Here is a 17045-nt window from a genome sequence, read left to right on the forward strand (position 1 = left end):
TGTAGATAAATACCTAGTCAATATAGAAATCATACGGTGCCAGGGGATCCCCATGCAACAATTCTCTATGCTCATTTTTTCTTAAGGAAATGCCCCTGTTTCCCTTGATGACTTTATTTCAAGATTTTGACCTGAGAGCCACGTTTAGCTAAAAATTCTTGCCGTTGTCCTGAAAGGCATCCCCGGTCTCCGAACTTTGGTAAAGCTGATGGACGGTAATATACTCCCTGACTGGTTCAGGAACCAGATAGCGCAGCGATCGCCCTATCTGGCAATAGTGTCGGATTAAGCTGGAGGACACTTGGTTCTGAGGCATTGAGAGCAACTGCCAGCGGAATGGCAAGGAATGAGCCGATAGCTGGGTGGCAACCTGCTGACATAGTGTTATGGCATCTAAATGATTGCGGGGGGCAACTAGCCAGGTGCATTGAGCTGCAACCTCCTCACTACTTCGCCACCGAGGTAAGTTCTGAAAGGCATCTATGCCAATAATCCAGTACCACTCTGTAAGGGGATAAAGAGGCTGAAGTTCCAGCAACGTAGAGATGGCGTAGGAAGGTTCTTTTGGTTCTGAGGCAATATCTGGAGTGGTGAAATTAGGATGATCCGCGATCGCCCGCTGCACCATAGCAAGCCGATGCTTAAAGTCCAGCAAACTGCTTGCTCTTTTATGAGACGGCTGGTAGGTCGTTACCCATAGAACCTGATCCAGTTCAAATTGACTCAAAGCCGTTTCTGCAACAAGAAGATGGCCCCAATGAACGGGGTTGAAAGCCCCCCCGAAAATCCCTATTTTCTGCAAAGGCATATTCCCCCCACAGACCATTTAAACCTTATCCAAGTTCAAAACCGTAGTTGATCTCGTGAAAAAACTCCAGTCCTCTAGCTGGACTTGGTTTAAAGGTAATTGAGATTTTTGGAGCACCAGTTTAGAAAATATCTGAGCAAACCTTAAGTTCGGTGTTTAGATACTCAATATCCTTCTCAGGCCGGGTTTTCATTTATTGGCAAAAAAACAAAGGGGTGGTATAACGTTCAGGACAGATCCCTGAACTCCAAATTCTAAATTGATCAAGTCATTTCAAATCTCAGGTAGCTCAAACTAACCCGATAGACATCGGCTAAATCACGAATTGAGTAGTGATGAATGCCTGAGCCTAGTTACGAACTTTGTGTGCCAAAAAGGTGATTCCTGATATGATAGCGCGTGATACAGGTGTGGTACGTGAGGAGTCTAAAATGCTGAGTTCTGTTGACTTCAGCGGCAGGTCGTTTCATTTCATTGGTGTGGGTGGCATTGGTATGTCTGCTCTCGCCTATGTCCTGGCAAAACGGAATCTCCCTGTCTCTGGGTCGGATCTTCGCCTGAGCCATATTACCCAACGATTGCAAGAGAATGGGGTACATATTTTCTGGAGTCAGGATCCTAGTAATTTAGAGTATTTTCGATCTTCCAAGAACTCAGTCGTAGATCTGCCGCAAGTGATTTGCTCAACGGCAATTCACTCAGAAAACTTAGAGTATCAAGCCGCTTGTGATCTAGGCTGTCCTATTTTCCATCGTTCCGACGTATTGGCAGGTCTAATGCAAGCCTATCAGGGAATTGCGGTTGCGGGTACTCATGGTAAAACAACGACGAGTAGTTTAGTTGGCTACTTGCTGTTACAAGCCGAACTGGATCCGACCGTTGTTATAGGTGGTGAAGTCAACGCATGGTACGGAAACGCGCGGGTCGGTCAGGGATCCCATTTGGTAGCTGAAGCGGACGAGTCTGATGGATCTCTAACAAAGCTTGCGGCTGAAATTGGCATTGTCACCAATATCGAGCTTGACCACACCGATCACTACAAGAGCCTGGATCAGGTCATCGATACCTTTCAGACGTTTGAGAAAAATTGCCGAACCCTGATTGCCTGCTATGACTGTCCCACCGTTCGGGAGCACTTGCATCCCGCCATTACTTATAGTCTGGATGCCAATTCAGGAGCTACCTACACGGTCGATTGTGTATCCTACTGGGGCGACGGTACAACGGCCAGGGTTTGGGAGCGAGGGGCGATTCTGGGACGATTAAATTTGAAGTTGCTTGGTCAACACAATCTCAGTAATGCCTTGGCGGCTGTAGCAGTTGGCCGTTTGCTAGGGTTAGATTTTCTGACCATTGCCCGATCGCTGGCTACCTTTGAAGGTGCACGTCGCCGCATGGAACGTCGGGGTGAATACAATGGCATCCTGTTCCTGGATGATTATGCGCATCACCCTAGCGAGATTCAGGCAACGCTGGCTGCGGCCCGGTTACAAATTCAAGATTCCCCGATTTCCTCTCGTAAGCGGTTGGTTGCCATCTTCCAACCTCATCGCTATAGCCGAACTCAGGCTTTTCTATCGGAGTTTTCGCGATCGTTTGGGAATGCTGATGTAGTAATCGTCAGCGACATCTACAGTGCTGGGGAACCCAAGCCTGAAGGTTTTACAGGCGAAGTGGTTGCCAGCTTGATTGCAGAACATCACAAAAAAGTGATCTACCGACCATCACTACCATCCATCAGCCAGCTATTGACAGAGTTGTTAGTTCCTGGAGATATCGCACTGTTCCTGGGAGCAGGTAACCTCAATCAAATTATTTCAGAAGTGATGGCTTTTCATCAGACTGTGGAGCAAGAGTTATCTCAAGAGTGGTGTAATCACGCTTAGTTAGCTCTATCTATTCACTTTACACATCCTCACTACCGAACCTGATTGGTTGAGTTGTCTAAATTAGACTTTTGATGGTTGCTGTCGCGGGAAATGGATTCGATCGTTAAGTTATGACTCTTTCATACAACCTCCCAAAACCAATGTCTCCTGAGACAGAAACCGTGGTTCCTCTACCCACTCGTCGTCTGTCCCACGCGACTAATCGCCAGATTCACCTTGCTAACACAGATTGTGTGATTAAAGCAGGAGTTCCCTTAGCGACACTGACTTCCTTCCGAGTTGGTGGCCCTGCCGAGTGGTATGTTGCACCTCGCACCTTAGATGAACTTCAGGCTAGCTTCGCCTGGGCTAAGGCTGAAGGACTGCTGATTACTTTATTGGGAGCGGGGTCGAATTTATTGATTAGCGATCGCGGCCTTCCTGGCCTGGTCATTGGTACGCGCCGCCTGCGTCATACCGGATTTAACCTGAGAACAGGCCAGGTAACCGTGGGAGCTGGTGAACCTCTACCCCGATTAGCATGGCACGCTGCCGAGCAGGGGTGCCGGGGATTAGAATGGGCTGTTGGCATTCCAGGTACGGTTGGGGGAGCCGTTGTGATGAATGCAGGTGCCCACGGTGGGTGTGTTGCTGAACGTCTGGTGAATGCTCATGTCCTCTTACCAGATGGCAGTGTCAAGATCTTGACTCCTGAAGAAATGGGATATGCCTATCGCACTTCCATTCTGCAAGGTAAGGATTGGTTAGTAACCCAGGCCACTTTTCAGCTAAAACCGGGATTTAGTCCGGATCAGGTTACAACCGATACCGCTAGTCATCTTGACCAGCGCCGTACCACTCAACCCTACCACATGCCGAGTTGTGGCAGCGTTTTTCGGAATCCCGGCGAGTACAAAGCAGGCTGGCTGATTGAGCAAACTGGCTTAAAGGGCTACCAAATTGGTGGTGCCCAAGTGGCCCAGCGTCATGCCAACTTCATCCTGAATTGTGGCTCTGCAACAGCCAGCGACATCTTTCAACTGATTCGGCACGTTCAAAGAGAGGTGCAAGAGCGTTGGCGGCTGCGCCTAGAGCCAGAAGTTAAAATTTTGGGAGAGTTTCAGACAATCTGAGGTCGGTTAGCCGAAATATTCACCCGTAACCGATAGTGTCATAATGAGACAATTGACAATCTGTAATCAACTCGTACCCCAGTAGGTGTTATGTCACAAGGACAGGGATTTGGCTTCGGTCTTGGCAAAATGAAAGAGCTTGCCGAAGCATTCAAGAAAGCTCAACAGGTTCAAGAAGGAGCCAAACGGCTTCAAGAAGAACTCGAAGTCATGGAAATTGAAGGTGAGGCCCAGGGAGGACTGGTAAAGGTCGTTCTCAGTGGTAACCAGGAGCCTCTGCGCGTTACTATCTCACCCGAGGTTTTAGAACAAGGAGCGGACATCGTTTCTGATCTGGTTACAGTCGCCATGAAAGATGCCTATAACAAGTCCACGGCGACGATGCGGGAGCGGATGGAAGAACTGACTGGGGGCCTGAACCTGCCAGGAATGTAGATCCTATGTAGATCCTGAACAAGATTTGCAGGATGCAGGGGTGACAACAAAAGTTGTTGCTCAAATCGTTCCGGGGACATCCTCCCCGGTTTTACATTATTGAGAGTTAGCAAGATTCATGTCTTACAAATTGTTATTTGTTTGTCTGGGAAATATTTGTCGTTCTCCAGCAGCCGAGAATATGATGAATCACCTCCTGGAGCAAGCTGGTCTTACGGGTCAGGTGATTTGTGATTCTGCTGGTACCTCTAGCTATCACGTTGGAGAACCGCCTGATCGCCGCATGATGGCTGCTGCCTATCAACGTGGACTGAAGATGCAGGGTTGTGCCCGTCAGTTTACTAAAGCTGATTTTGCTGCTTTTGATCTAATCCTAGCAATGGATCGGGAGAATTATACCGACATTTGTACACTCGATCCTACCGGAACCTATCGCCATCAAGTTCGTTTGATGTGTGATTTTTGTACCCACCACGCCGTTAAGGATGTACCCGATCCTTATTACGGTGGGCCAAACGGATTCAATCAAGTCCTGGATATTCTCACGGATGCGTGTCAGGGACTGTTGCAGTATGTGATTCGACAACTGCCCGAGAACCGGTAACCCCTGAGGCAAGGCAGGAGAAAAAAGTAAAGTAAAGAGGTAACTACTTTCCTTCTGCCCCCTGACTTTGCTATTCTCTCTACTCATACCAAATGGTGGTCAACGGCAAATCGTACCAATTCCGCCCGATTATTGGTATCGGTTTTGTTGAGCAAACTGCTGACGTACTTCTCCACGGTGCGAGGACTCAGATGCAGACGATCGCCAATTTGCACGTTCGATAGCCCTTCTGCCAGCAGTGTTAATACTTCTTGTTCCCGTTCTGTCAGTTTGAGTACTGGAGCGGTTGGTAGGGCAGCCGTATGGGCTTCCTGAGTCAACGGTAATTCCCCAGAGGCAGGGAGATTGCGCGATCGCCACTCTAACTCAATCATCTGCAACCGTTCTAGCAGGTTACGCACAATCACCCCTAATTCCTGCAATTCAAACGGCTTTGGCAGATACACATCGCCACCTACCTTGTATCCTTGAATTCGTTCATGAGTTTCAGTCCGAGCCGTCAGAAACACAACGGGCAACAGTCGTAAAGCAGGCTTCTGCCGCACCCGTCGTACCAGATCATAGCCATCCATCTGGGGCATCGTAACATCGGTAACAATTAAGTGGGGTTGGTATTCTTCAACCAGTTTCAAGGCTTCCAACCCATTTGCCGCCATCACTACCGTATACCCAGCTTGTTCGAGATAATCGCTGATCGATAATCGCGTTCCCAAATCATCATCAGCTACAAGGATTGTCAAAGGCATGCAGGAAAAGCCCTCAGAATAGCCGATTCCTAGAATAGGTCATGTCAATCTGAAAGTTAAGAAGTTTCAGCCAAGCCTTACTTGGGTAGTTGGCTGAGGTAATCTCAGACCTCCATCCTAGCTGGACTTGGTTGAGTTATTCAATCTATGAAACCAAGCGCAATTATTCTCAGGGTTTCAAAAAACAATTTTTATAATTCTTCCTGGTAACGATTATAAATTTATAAAGATGCCGTAAAAATACGGAGCCGAAGAGTAGGAATTCAACTTTCTCTGTATATATTCTGATTAATGCATCTCTTGAATCTTGAAAGTTCTTAAGTGCTTTGAGTGCGATACTGTCTCACACCTAAGTAGCGATTTGCATAGAACTTTTCGATAGTATCTCAAAACTAAATTTTATGGTGAGATGCAGGGTTTAATTTGCCAGTCTGTTCTTCTGCCTGACGGTTTAGTTTTGGTTCGTTCCATTCACCTTCTTTTTACTGACGATGCTTAAGACAACTCAATCCACCAAACTTGCCATATTTGGTGCTGCACCTGCTTTTACTCAAAAGCTGCATGTTGGCCGTCCCAATATTGGCGATCGTGAGCAATTAATGAAACGCATTAATGATGTACTCGATCGCAAATGGTTCTCCAACAATGGTAAATACGTTCAAGAATTTGAAAAGAAACTGGCAGAATTTACAGGAGCCAAACACTGTATCGCCATGTGTAATGGCACCATTGCCCTGGAAATTGTCATTCGCGCCTTAGGATTGACCGGGGAAGTGATCGTTCCCTCCTTCACCTTCGTCGCCACCGCTCATGCCCTGCAATGGCAAGAAATTACTCCCGTTTTTTGCGACATTGATCCTGAAACTCATACCCTGGATCCGGCCCAGGTCGAGCGTTTGATTACCCCTCGTACCGGTGGCATTATGGGAGTTCACGTTTGGGGGAGTCCCTGCCAAATCGACGAACTGACCGAACTGGCTCAACGCCGCAACCTGAAACTGGCGTTTGATGCCTCCCATGCCGTGGGCTGTTCCTATAAAGGTCGGATGTTGGGCAATTTTGGTGAAGCTGGGGTGTTTAGCTTCCATGCCACCAAGTTCCTCAATGCCTTTGAAGGTGGTGCGGTGGTCACCAACAACGATGAATTAGCCGCCAAAATTCGCTTGATGAAAAACTTTGGCTTTGGGCCTGGATACGACAACGTGATGTATGTCGGTACCAATGGCAAGATGAACGAAATGTCAGCGGCCATGGGTATCACTGGCCTGGAAAGCGTGGATGACTTTATCGCCACCAACTACCGGAACTATAAACAGTATCAAGCTGAATTGCGGAATCTACCCGGAGTGCGGCTTGTTCCTTACAATGAAGCCGAAAAGAATAACTACCAGTACATCATTCTGGAAATCGATGAGTGGGAAGCTGGGATCAGCCGCAACGAGTTAGTGAAGGTCTTGCATGCAGAAAACGTGCTGGCTCGGCGTTACTTCTACCCCGGTGGCCACAAAATGGAGCCGTATCGCTCTTATTTCCCCAATGCTCATCTGCTGCTTCCCGAAACCGAAAAGTTGACGGAAAAGGTGATGTCTCTCCCGACTGGAACGGGAGTTACGCCAGAGGATATCAGCAAAATTTGTGGAATTATTCGATTAGCGATTCAGGAAAGCGATCGAGTTCGACGAGCTTTACAAGACGAACTTCTGGCCACGGTGCCTACCGATAAGCAATTAGAAACAGAGATCACCGTTCGGTAGGAGCACCTAATGATGCTAAATTCCCACAAACGTGCTGACCGGCACCGGATTTTGATTCTGGCAGATGATTGCAATCCGGAATGGCACTCTTTACCGGCCCTGGTCTATAACTACATCTGTAAAGTCTCAGAATATGCTGATGTGGTAGTAGCCACTCAGATCCGCAACAAACCCAACATTGAAGCGGTGGGTATGGGAAAGGCGGAAGTCGTTTATCTGGATACAGAAAATATCGCTGCTCCCTTGATTAAGTTGTCCTCTTTTCTAAGCGGAGATGCCAATGCAGCAATGACCTTAAAGGTTGCCCTGGGCTATCCCAGTTACCTGGCCTTTGAATGGGCTGTCTGGCGGCGATTCCGCCAAGAAATACAGAGTGGTCAATTCGACATCATTCATCGGGTTAGCCCCATGTCACCCACCATTCCTAGTCCGATCGCCCGTTGGAGTCCGGTGCCTTTTGTCATTGGCCCCTTATTAGGTGGGTTGCCCTGGCCACAACAGTTTAAGCAAGAAATGCAACGGGAACGGGAATGGATGAATTATGTTCGTGAGGCTCACCGCTGGCTACCGTCTACCGGGCGACTTATGCTCGCGCTGCTGCAATTTTGGCCGCTTATGATCATACGATCGCTGATTTACCAGCCTCAGCCCGCGATCGCATCATCAACTTTTCAGAGGGGGGTGTAGATCCGGATCTGTTTCCCCTCCCAGAACGCCAAATCAAGGACAAAATGACCATTCTATTCGTCGGTCGGTTAGTTCCCTTCAAGATGCCAGAGGTGGTGCTGCAGAGTTTTGCCGCCAGCCCCATTCTGCGCCAACATCGCCTGGTGATGGTGGGGGATGGGCTAGAACGTCCCCGACTCGATCGCATTGTTGAGGAGGAAGGGCTGTCAGAGTGCGTGGAGTTTACCGGATCCATTCCTCAAAGTGAAGTTGGACGGTTAATGCGCGAGTCAGAAATCTTTGCGTTTCCGTCGATTCGCGAGCAGGGAGGTGGTGTTCTCACCCTGGCCATGATGTCGGGTATGGCCTGTGTCGCCGTGAATTATGGTGGCCCTGCGACTCGCGTTGCTCCGGGCTGCGGAGTCAAAGTTCCCTTAGGAGATGTCGATCATCTGGTCAGGTCTTATACCCAGGAACTGGAAGCTCTCGTACAGGATCCGCAACGGGTGATTGAGTTGGGCAAAGCAGGTCGCCGCTTTACCGAAAGCTATTATGCTTGGGAGAGAAAAGCGCAAAAGACCTTGGAAATTTACAATTGGGTACTGGGCCATCAGACAGAAAAGCCTGATTTCTGGGCTGTAACTGATGGCCGCGATCGCGAGCCGACTAAGTCTCCTGCGCTATTGCTGGGATAGCAGGGATACAACCGGAGTCTGGAAAGTTCAAGACACTCGAAAATTGCCCCCAGCACCGTATCTTCAAGGATATCGTGCCAGGGGCAATTTCTTAGGCAGATGATGAGAACCTTGTTACTGCTTACCCGCCGCTAAGCGGTGTTCGTAGAGCCATTGATGATTTGCATCGGATGGGAACACCCAGCGATGAATCATTTCGTACCATTTCACCGGAACCCGCAACTGATACCAGGTATTGTAAGATTCTTGCGATAACTTTTCGTAAAGTGCGGGATTACTAAAAAGTTCCACAATTGCAGAAGCTAAGGCTGCAGGGTTACCAGCCGGATACATCACTGAATTTACTTCATGCTTGAGATGTTCACAGAACATGGGGTGATCTGAGGCAATGATGGGAGTCCGTGAACACAGCGCATGGTGAATTGTCAAGGGAAATCCTTCCGTATATTCATGTCGACTGGTTACTAATACCGCATCGGCATCTCGCATGCGGGGGACAACCTCACTGTTTGGAATCATCCCCAAAAACTCAACAATCTCTGCAAGTTCAAGTTCCTGGGCCAGTTTTGCAAACGTACCTTCACCATCTTTGCCAACAATTTGCAACTTGACAGGAAAATTCTTTTGGCGCAGGATAGCTATAGCTCTCAGGATATCCCCGACTCCTTTAGATTCAGCTAAGGCTCCCACATAAATCAATTGCCACGCTTCTGATGGATGGGCGATCGTTTTGGCAGAGTAGGAACCAGGCGTAGACGCAATAAGAAGATCCCAGGGGATGATTTTGTCGGGGTTTACCCCCAGGCGTTGCAGTAATTTGGAGGATGTCATGCCATAGCTCCCCACCCATTCCACCTGGGGATGATTAAGAAGTTGGGAGAGTCTGAAACTGCGCCAGCGATCGCGCCACCCTTGTACCACGATCGACTCGGCCAGCATCATCAATATGTTAATCCGGTTTTTAATGGCCCACCGTAATACTTGACGCATAGGGGTACTCATAACAAGGTGGGTGGGGTTTTGCTGAGCAATCAATTGAATGACTTTATTTTCATCAACATAACCATGAAATCCACCTCCGATCGCCCGAACGCCATTTTCCAGCACCTCGTTATAAGGCTCGTCGCTCAGACAACAAACCACGGAAACCTCTTCCAGGTGCTGAGCCAGTTCGGCGACACCGTTCACGGTATATTTCTGAGCATAGTAATTCTCGCTTCCACCTCTGGCAAAGCGTTGAACAGCTTCACGATAGTCTCCCGCATATTGCAGCATCAATAGTCGCATAGTGTCTCAGTCCGAATATTTTGACCAACGTTGGATGGTAGAGCTGTTCGTTACGCCCTCCTGTTTTGATCCTTCTTCAGGCGGTTGAATAATCGCAACAGAATTGACGAAACTTCATCCGCCAGGATGAGATCTGGGTACCAGTTCATCATTTTCTTAAACACTCTTACTGTTCTGATCAGGCAGGGATCAGATCTATCCCGTATAAAGCCCATCATTACGGATGAGGCCCAATGGTTTCATAAATTTTTTATATCCTTAATGGCTGCCTGGTTGTAATTGATCTAAGTATTACGCATAACAATTCGTATGTTTCTTCCTTAGAACACCTGAGAATTGATAAAGATACTGTAAAAATCACAGTACTAGAGATTACAAGCCCAATTTTCTCCGTATATATTCTAGGTAACGAAACCTGTTAAAGCTTTGAAAGCTCTTAAAGATGACTTAAATGCGTAGATTTACCATACTCTAGCAGCAATTTGCCTAGCACTTGTGGATTGACAGGATCCTGAAACGTACAAATGACTGTTCTCTAGCTGGACTTAGTTTCAATAGGTTTTTGCTCACTGAATCCTGTTTGCTGAATCACAAATTTCCAAGACTTTATTCAACTCACCTAATCCACGCACCCATCTACCAAAACTATGCTTCACAGTACTATCCCCTTCTCAAGACTAAACACGACTGGTAAAGAGCTGCAGTATTTGAGTCAGGCGATCCAAAGCGGCAACATTGCTGGAGATGGAGCCTTTACCAAACGTTGCCAAAATTGGTTGAAAGACTACCTGGGCTGCCAAAAGGTTCTATTAACTAATTCTTGTACTGCCGCATTAGAAATGGCGGCTATCCTGGCCGATATTCAGCCTGGTGATGAAGTCATCATGCCGTCTTATACTTTCGTTTCAACAGCTAATGCGGTTGTTTTACGGGGTGGGGTGCCAGTTTTTGTAGACATTCGCCCGGATACTCTAAACCTGGATGAAGCGAAGGTAGAAGCCGCGATCACACCTAAAACGAAAGCGATCTCACCCGTGCATTATGCCGGAGTCGGTTGTGAGATGGATAAGATCGTCGAGATCGCCAGGCAATACGGTCTGACTGTGATTGAAGACGCTGCTCAGGGAGCGTTTGCCCAATACAAGGGACAACCACTTGGTACCTTTGGTAATCTGGCAGCCTTTAGTTTCCATGCCACTAAAAATATTGTGGCCGGGGAAGGAGGCGCTTTGGTAATTAATGATCCTGAACTGGTAGAGCGGGCGGAAATCATTTGGGAAAAGGGAACCAACCGCAGCAAGTTTTTCCGGGGCGAGGTTGATAAGTATACCTGGGTAGATGTGGGGTCATCCTTTTTACCCAGTGAACTGACGGCGGCTTTCTTATATGCCCAGCTTGAACAAAGCCAGGCGATTACTCAGCAGCGGTTAAGACTGTGGGCACGCTATCACTTAGCCTTTGCCAGCTTAGAATTTGAACAAATTGCGGAACGGCCCAAAATCCCTGCCAACTGTCAGCATAATGCTCACATCTACTACTTGTTAGTAGATAGTTTGGCAACCCGTACTCACGTTCTGAAATACCTTAAGGACAACGGTGTCATCGCTACATTCCACTATGTTCCTTTGCACAGTGCCCCCGCTGGCCAGAAATTTGGTCGGACATCAGGTGAAATGACTGTTACTGATGACATCAGCGATCGCATTGTGCGCCTGCCCATGTCTGCCAATATGACTCTCAGCGAAGTCGATCGCGTAATCTCTCTAGTATTTGAAGCGTTGGATGTTCAAGTCACTGTGGGAACACGACCCATCAGGATTACCGGCAACGACAGCCGGTATTTAGAGCGGCTAGCAACGTTATAGCTTAAGTTCCGGCTACGATAGATTACATGGAATCCAGGCTTCCTTAGGTTCTGGACTTACTGAGTTCAAGGGCTACCGGTTGAGCAATTTTCAATAATGCTCCAGAAGTACCAAATAGCATGATTTAGAGAACACCATGACTTCCGTAAGGCCAACTCTCGATCGCACTCAGGAATGGGCCACTGCTAAGCCTTCTGTGCAATCCTTCTACTCCATACCTACGCCCAAGACGACCATTGGCTATTTAATTCCTGAGTTTCCAGCGCAAACGCACATTTTTCTATGGAGAGAATACCAGGCTCTTGCTGATCTGGGGATTAACTCAAAGTTGCTTTCAACCAGGAAACCTCCTAAAAATGTGATGTCTCATAGCTGGTCAGAAGAAGCGCAAAATATTACATCCTATCTGTTTCCCTTGAGTTTGCGCGATCTGCTGGATGCATCCCTGGAAATTGGAGGGCTGGGCCAGCGAAGTGGTTACAGTCCTTGAAGATTGTCCTGGAAGCGCCAGGAATGTCTTTCCAGCAAAAGCTGTACCTACTGACGCTAATTCCCTTTGCAGGCAAATTGGTGCGATTAGCAAAAATCCAGGGCTGGTCTCACGTCCACGTTCCTTGCTGTGGCAACGTCGCGAATGTTGCTATGTTTGCCTCAGTGCTGGGAGATATGACCTACAGTCTGTCCCGACTGGGGCCAACGTTAGAAACTTGTGGACCGAACCAGGAACAAAAGTGGAAGTATGCAGCCTTTGGTCTGTTTCAATCTGAACAGCTTTATCAGGAGGCTCAAGCCAAACTTGCTGAGTTCTTACCCGAAGCCATTGACGTGGTCTCCGTTGGCGTAAATCTGGATACCATCAAACGCCAGCATCCCTACGTGCCCTGGAATGGTCAAGAGACTTGCAGGATTTATACCTGTGGCAGACTTAACCCAGTCAAGGGGCATATCTATGTAATTGAAGCCATTAAAATTCTGCGGCAACAGGGCATTGATGCTCGACTGCAAATTGCTGGCGAAGATGAGGAAGGTGGGCGTGGCTATCGCAAAGTCATTGAACGCTGTATTCAGGAGAATGCTCTTACAGAATACGTAGAACTGCTAGGGGCTGTTTCCGAAGAGCGCAATCGGCAGGCTTACGAGGAAGCGCACGTTTACGCCATGGGTAGTTTGAACGAAACGGCGGGGGCAGTGGCAACGATGGAAGCCATGGCTATGGAAATGCCTGTAGTGATGACCGATTTGGGAGCCACCTGCGAACTGATTGAGCATGAAGTAGACGGCATTCTGGTTCCACCTGAAAATTCACAAGAGCTTGCGATCGCCATCACCCGCATTCTTCAAGACCAGGAATTAGCGCTGAGACTAGGGAAAGTGGCTCGGAAAAAAATTGCGGCTAAATTTAGTCATCGCCGTAGCGCAGAGAAGATTCATGATTTTCTGAACAAAATAGTTAGCCGTTGATGGGCTTCAGCCGTTCAGTAAAATCATGCAATTTGGTGAGATACCCGAAAGAGTGCCTTGGATGAGGTGAGAGATGTGGAGAGAGGATCAACCTACTCTCCACTTTTTTTTAGCTTGACTTGTCTAACCAAAGGCTCTCTGTTTGGGAACGGCTACGTTAGAATTATTAAGGCTTCTTTACTAGAATTTGCATTGGGTCAGCCAACGAAAATTCCGAGCAAGCCACTGTTGTCATCACTGTCCTACCCTTTCTGGAACGCTTCTTATGACCCTGCCAATTCGCAATGTTGCGATTATTGCCCACGTTGACCACGGTAAAACCACCCTTGTAGATGCCCTGTTGAAGCAGGCGGGCACCTTCCGTGAGGGAGAAGACGTTCCAGACTGTGTGATGGATTCCAACGATCTGGAACGGGAACGAGGGATTACCATTCTGGCCAAAAATACCGCCGTCCGTTACAAAGATACCCTGATTAATATTGTGGATACTCCCGGTCACGCCGATTTTGGCGGCGAAGTGGAACGGGTGTTAGGTATGGTGGATGGATGCCTGCTCATCGTCGATGCGAACGAAGGCCCGATGCCGCAAACCCGCTTCGTTTTGAAGAAAGCGCTGGAAAAGGGTCTGCGTCCGATCGTTCTGGTCAACAAGATTGACCGACCTCAGGCGGATCCCCACGGCGCGATCGATAAAGTGCTGGATCTGTTCCTAGAACTGGGCGCGGATGACGACCAGTGTGAATTCCCTTATCTCTTTGCTTCTGGGCTGGCGGGATTTGCGATCGACCATCTGGAAGATGAACCCGTCGATATGCAACCCCTGTTTGAAGCCTTCCTGCGGCACGTTCCTCCGCCAGTTGGCGATCCCACTGCTCCCCTGCAGCTCCAGGTAACAACTCTGGATTACTCAGAATATTTGGGCCGGATTGTGATTGGACGCATTCACAATGGGGTGATTCGGATGGGACAGCAGGCGGCTTTGGTGACTGAATCGGGAGCGATCGTCAAAGCCAAAATCAGCAAACTCATGGGATTTGAGGGACTGAAGCGGATTGATATTGAAGAAGCCTCTGCAGGCCATATTGTGGCGGTGGCTGGATTTGCCGATGCCAATATTGGGGATACCATTACCTGCCCCAATGAACCTCGGGCCTTACCGCTGATTAAGGTTGATGAACCCACCTTACAGATGACCTTCTCAGTCAACGACTCCCCCTTTGCCGGACAGGAAGGCCAATTTGTCACATCCCGACAGGTGCGCGATCGCCTGATGCGAGAACTGGAAACCAACGTCGCCTTACGAGTGGAAGAAACTGATTCTCCCGATAAGTTGCTGGTTTCAGGCCGGGGTGAACTGCATCTGGGAATTCTGATTGAAACCATGCGGCGGGAAGGCTATGAGTTTCAGGTTTCCCAGCCCCAGGTGATTTATCGGGAAGTCAACGGACAACCCTGTGAGCCTTACGAAACCCTGGTGCTGGATGTTCCAGAAGATGCCGCAGGGGGCTGTATTGAGCGATTGGGCCAGCGCAAAGCGGAAATGCAAGATATGCAGGTCGGCGGCAATGGTCGTACCCAACTGGAGTTCATTGTGCCAGCGCGGGGCTTGATTGGCTTCCGGGGTGAGTTTATGCGGCTGACCCGGGGCGACGGCATCATGAATCACAGCTTTTTGGATTACCGTCCGATCGTCGGTGATATTGAAGCCCGCCGCAACGGTGTGCTGATTTCCTTTGAGGAAGGTACGGCCACCTTCTACGCCATGAAGAATGCCGAAGATCGAGGTATCTTCTTCATCACTCCTGGCACCAAGGTCTATAAAGGCATGATTGTTGGTGAACACAACCGGCCTCAAGACCTGGAAATTAACGTCTGTAAGACCAAGCAGTTAACCAACCACCGGGCTTCCAGTGGGGAGGAACTGGTACAATTGCAAGCACCGATGGAAATGAGCCTGGAACGGGCGCTGGAGTACATCGGCCCGGATGAACTGCTGGAAATTACCCCGCAATCCATTCGGTTACGCAAGAATGCCAAGGCTAAAAAGCTGGCTAAACGCTAAAGCCTTTCTACCCTGCTTTGGTCAAAGAGGGGTTTATTTCCAATTAATCCATGAATTCTCAATCGATCGATAACAATCAATTTGCCATTACCACCCCCCTCTTCTATGTGAATGCTCTTCCGCATGTTGGGAGCGCTTATCCCACGATCGCGGCAGATGTTCTGGCTCGCTTTCAGCGGTTACGGGGTAAATCCGTTTTGTTTGTTACGGGTACAGACGAGCATGGACAGAAAATTCAGCGGGCTGCAGAAGCGGCAGGCTGCCCTCCCCAGGAGCATTGCGATCGCGTTGTTGCAGAATTCAAATCCCTCTGGCAACTTCTAGATATCCAGTGCGATCGCTTTATCCGTACTACGGATCCTCGGCACGAGGCGATCGTCAAAGAGTTTTTTCAGCGGGTCTGGGATCAAGGCGATATCTACCTAGGACAGCAAACCGGCTGGTATTGTGTGGCCTGCGAAGAATTTAAAGAAGAACGAGACCTGCTAGAGCAACATCGCTGCCCCATTCACCCCAATACCGAGGCTGAATGGCGGGATGAGCGAAATTATTTCTTCCGCCTATCTAACTACCAGAGCAAGTTAGAGCAACTCTATGCCGATCGGCCTGAGTTTATCCAGCCAGAAACCCGCCGCAATGAAGTTATTAGTTTTGTCAATCAAGGGTTGCAAGACTTTTCCATTTCGCGGGTGAATGTGGATTGGGGCATTCCCGTTCCCTCCGATCCCAGCCATACCCTGTATGTCTGGTTTGATGCCCTGTTGGGGTATGTTACGGCTTTACTGGAACCGGGCGAAGCCCCCACGCTGAAAAATGCACTGGCTCGCTGGTGGCCAATCAACTTGCACCTAATTGGCAAGGATATTTTGCGATTTCATGCCGTTTACTGGCCGGCGATGCTGATGTCTGCTGGCTTGCCCCTGCCCGGTCAGGTCTTCGGTCATGGTCATTTAACAAAAGATGGGCAAAAGATGGGCAAATCCACTGGAAATACGCTAGATCCCTTTGAGTTAGTGAAACAGCATGGCTCAGATGCGGTGCGATATTATTTCTTGAAGGAAATTGAGTTTGGCCGGGATGGCGACTTTAACCAAACCCGCTTTGTCAATACTCTAAATGCGGATCTGGCGAATGACCTGGGTAACTTGCTGAACCGGACGTTGAAAATGGTACACAAGTATTGTGATGGCCAAATGCCTGCTCCACCGAAGGCTTGGTTTGACAATCCTCTAGTAACCCTGGGACATGATCTGGGCGATCGCGTGACTCAATCTTATGAGCGTCTGGCTTTTAGCGAAGCCTGTGAAGCTATCCTGACTCTCGTTCGCTCAGGAAACAAATACATTGACGAGCAGGCTCCCTGGTCATTGTATAAACAGGGCCAACAAGAGGCTGTTGGTCATATTCTCTACACCGTTTTGGAGGCAGTCAGGTTAGCGGCTTATTTACTGGCTCCCATCATTCCAACAGTGAGTACCTCGATTTATCGTCAATTGGGCTTTTCGATCGACTTTAATCAGCAACCTGAAATTCATCAGCTTGCTCCCTTTAATGCCCATGCCCGCTGGGGATTCCTTCCTGAAGGGCAAACTCTAGGAGATCCTCAGCCTGTCTTTCAGCGCCTTGAACTTTAAGAAACTGTTTGCGCTCAAACATTCTGA

15 protein-coding genes are annotated in these 17045 nt (G+C 48.6%); 12 read left to right on the forward strand and 3 right to left on the reverse strand.

Annotated elements, in window-relative coordinates; all coding sequences use genetic code 11:
- Positions 1-148: 148 nt before the first annotated feature.
- Complete coding sequence (gene nadD, locus ACUVQO_RS00805; RefSeq protein ID WP_445923994.1) at positions 149-826, reverse strand: nicotinate (nicotinamide) nucleotide adenylyltransferase; 678 nt, start codon at positions 824-826, stop codon at positions 149-151.
- Between the two features lie 413 nt (positions 827-1239).
- On the opposite strand from nadD, the gene murC reads away from it, so the two are divergent.
- The 4 genes from murC (at position 1240) to ACUVQO_RS00825 (ending at position 4848) form a co-directional block, all read left to right on the forward strand.
- Complete coding sequence (murC, locus tag ACUVQO_RS00810; RefSeq protein WP_445923995.1) at positions 1240-2694, forward strand: UDP-N-acetylmuramate--L-alanine ligase; 1455 nt, start codon at positions 1240-1242, stop codon at positions 2692-2694.
- A gap of 143 nt (positions 2695-2837) precedes the next feature.
- Positions 2838-3809 (forward strand): UDP-N-acetylmuramate dehydrogenase, encoded by a 972-nt coding sequence (gene murB / locus ACUVQO_RS00815; protein ID WP_445923996.1) that lies wholly within the window; start codon positions 2838-2840, stop codon positions 3807-3809.
- A 90-nt stretch (positions 3810-3899) separates the two neighbouring features.
- On the forward strand, positions 3900-4244 hold the full coding sequence (locus ACUVQO_RS00820) for a YbaB/EbfC family nucleoid-associated protein (protein WP_445923997.1): 345 nt from the start codon (positions 3900-3902) through the stop codon (positions 4242-4244).
- Positions 4245-4362: 118 nt separating this feature from the next.
- The gene (locus ACUVQO_RS00825) at positions 4363-4848 is read left to right on the forward strand and encodes a low molecular weight protein-tyrosine-phosphatase (protein WP_445923998.1); all 486 of its coding nucleotides are present in this window, start codon (positions 4363-4365) and stop codon (positions 4846-4848) included.
- Between the two features lie 83 nt (positions 4849-4931).
- Here the strand turns inward: ACUVQO_RS00825 and ACUVQO_RS00830 are convergent, their stop codons facing one another.
- Positions 4932-5594, reverse strand: a complete 663-nt coding sequence (locus ACUVQO_RS00830; RefSeq protein ID WP_445923999.1) for a response regulator transcription factor — start codon at positions 5592-5594, stop codon at positions 4932-4934.
- Between the two features lie 491 nt (positions 5595-6085).
- Between ACUVQO_RS00830 and ACUVQO_RS00835 the strand changes: the two genes are divergently transcribed.
- The 3 genes from ACUVQO_RS00835 to ACUVQO_RS00845 are packed head-to-tail and all read left to right on the forward strand — an operon-like array spanning position 6086 to position 8709.
- Positions 6086-7348 (forward strand): DegT/DnrJ/EryC1/StrS family aminotransferase, encoded by a 1263-nt coding sequence (locus tag ACUVQO_RS00835; RefSeq protein ID WP_445924000.1) that lies wholly within the window; start codon positions 6086-6088, stop codon positions 7346-7348.
- A 9-nt stretch (positions 7349-7357) separates the two neighbouring features.
- A complete protein-coding gene (locus ACUVQO_RS00840; protein ID WP_445924001.1) occupies positions 7358-8035 on the forward strand; it encodes a hypothetical protein in 678 nt (225 codons plus the stop codon).
- Positions 7954-8709 (forward strand): glycosyltransferase family 4 protein, encoded by a 756-nt coding sequence (locus ACUVQO_RS00845; protein WP_445924002.1) that lies wholly within the window; start codon positions 7954-7956, stop codon positions 8707-8709. Before ACUVQO_RS00840 ends, ACUVQO_RS00845 begins: the two co-directional genes overlap by 82 nt.
- Positions 8710-8823: 114 nt before the next feature.
- On the opposite strand, the gene ACUVQO_RS00850 is transcribed toward ACUVQO_RS00845, so the two are convergent.
- Positions 8824-9996 (reverse strand): glycosyltransferase, encoded by a 1173-nt coding sequence (locus tag ACUVQO_RS00850; RefSeq protein WP_445924003.1) that lies wholly within the window; start codon positions 9994-9996, stop codon positions 8824-8826.
- 707 nt (positions 9997-10703) lie between these two features.
- Here ACUVQO_RS00850 and rffA point away from each other — a divergent pair.
- The 5 genes from rffA to metG all read left to right on the forward strand — a co-directional run bounded on the left by rffA (position 10704) and on the right by metG (position 17018).
- On the forward strand, positions 10704-11861 hold the full coding sequence (gene rffA / locus ACUVQO_RS00855; protein WP_445924004.1) for a dTDP-4-amino-4,6-dideoxygalactose transaminase: 1158 nt from the start codon (positions 10704-10706) through the stop codon (positions 11859-11861).
- A 136-nt stretch (positions 11862-11997) separates the two neighbouring features.
- Entirely contained in the window at positions 11998-12351 is a 354-nt protein-coding gene (locus ACUVQO_RS00860; RefSeq protein WP_445924005.1) for a hypothetical protein, read from the forward strand.
- Complete coding sequence (locus ACUVQO_RS00865; protein WP_445924006.1) at positions 12348-13322, forward strand: glycosyltransferase family 4 protein; 975 nt, start codon at positions 12348-12350, stop codon at positions 13320-13322. Before ACUVQO_RS00860 ends, ACUVQO_RS00865 begins: the two co-directional genes overlap by 4 nt.
- Positions 13323-13587: 265 nt before the next feature.
- Positions 13588-15384: a translational GTPase TypA gene (gene typA, locus ACUVQO_RS00870; RefSeq protein WP_445924007.1), complete on the forward strand. Its 1797-nt coding sequence runs from the start codon at positions 13588-13590 to the stop codon at positions 15382-15384.
- A 50-nt stretch (positions 15385-15434) separates the two neighbouring features.
- Positions 15435-17018 (forward strand): methionine--tRNA ligase, encoded by a 1584-nt coding sequence (gene metG / locus ACUVQO_RS00875; RefSeq protein WP_445924008.1) that lies wholly within the window; start codon positions 15435-15437, stop codon positions 17016-17018.
- Positions 17019-17045: the final 27 nt, after the last annotated feature.

The organism is Leptodesmis sp. (assembly GCF_052746595.1).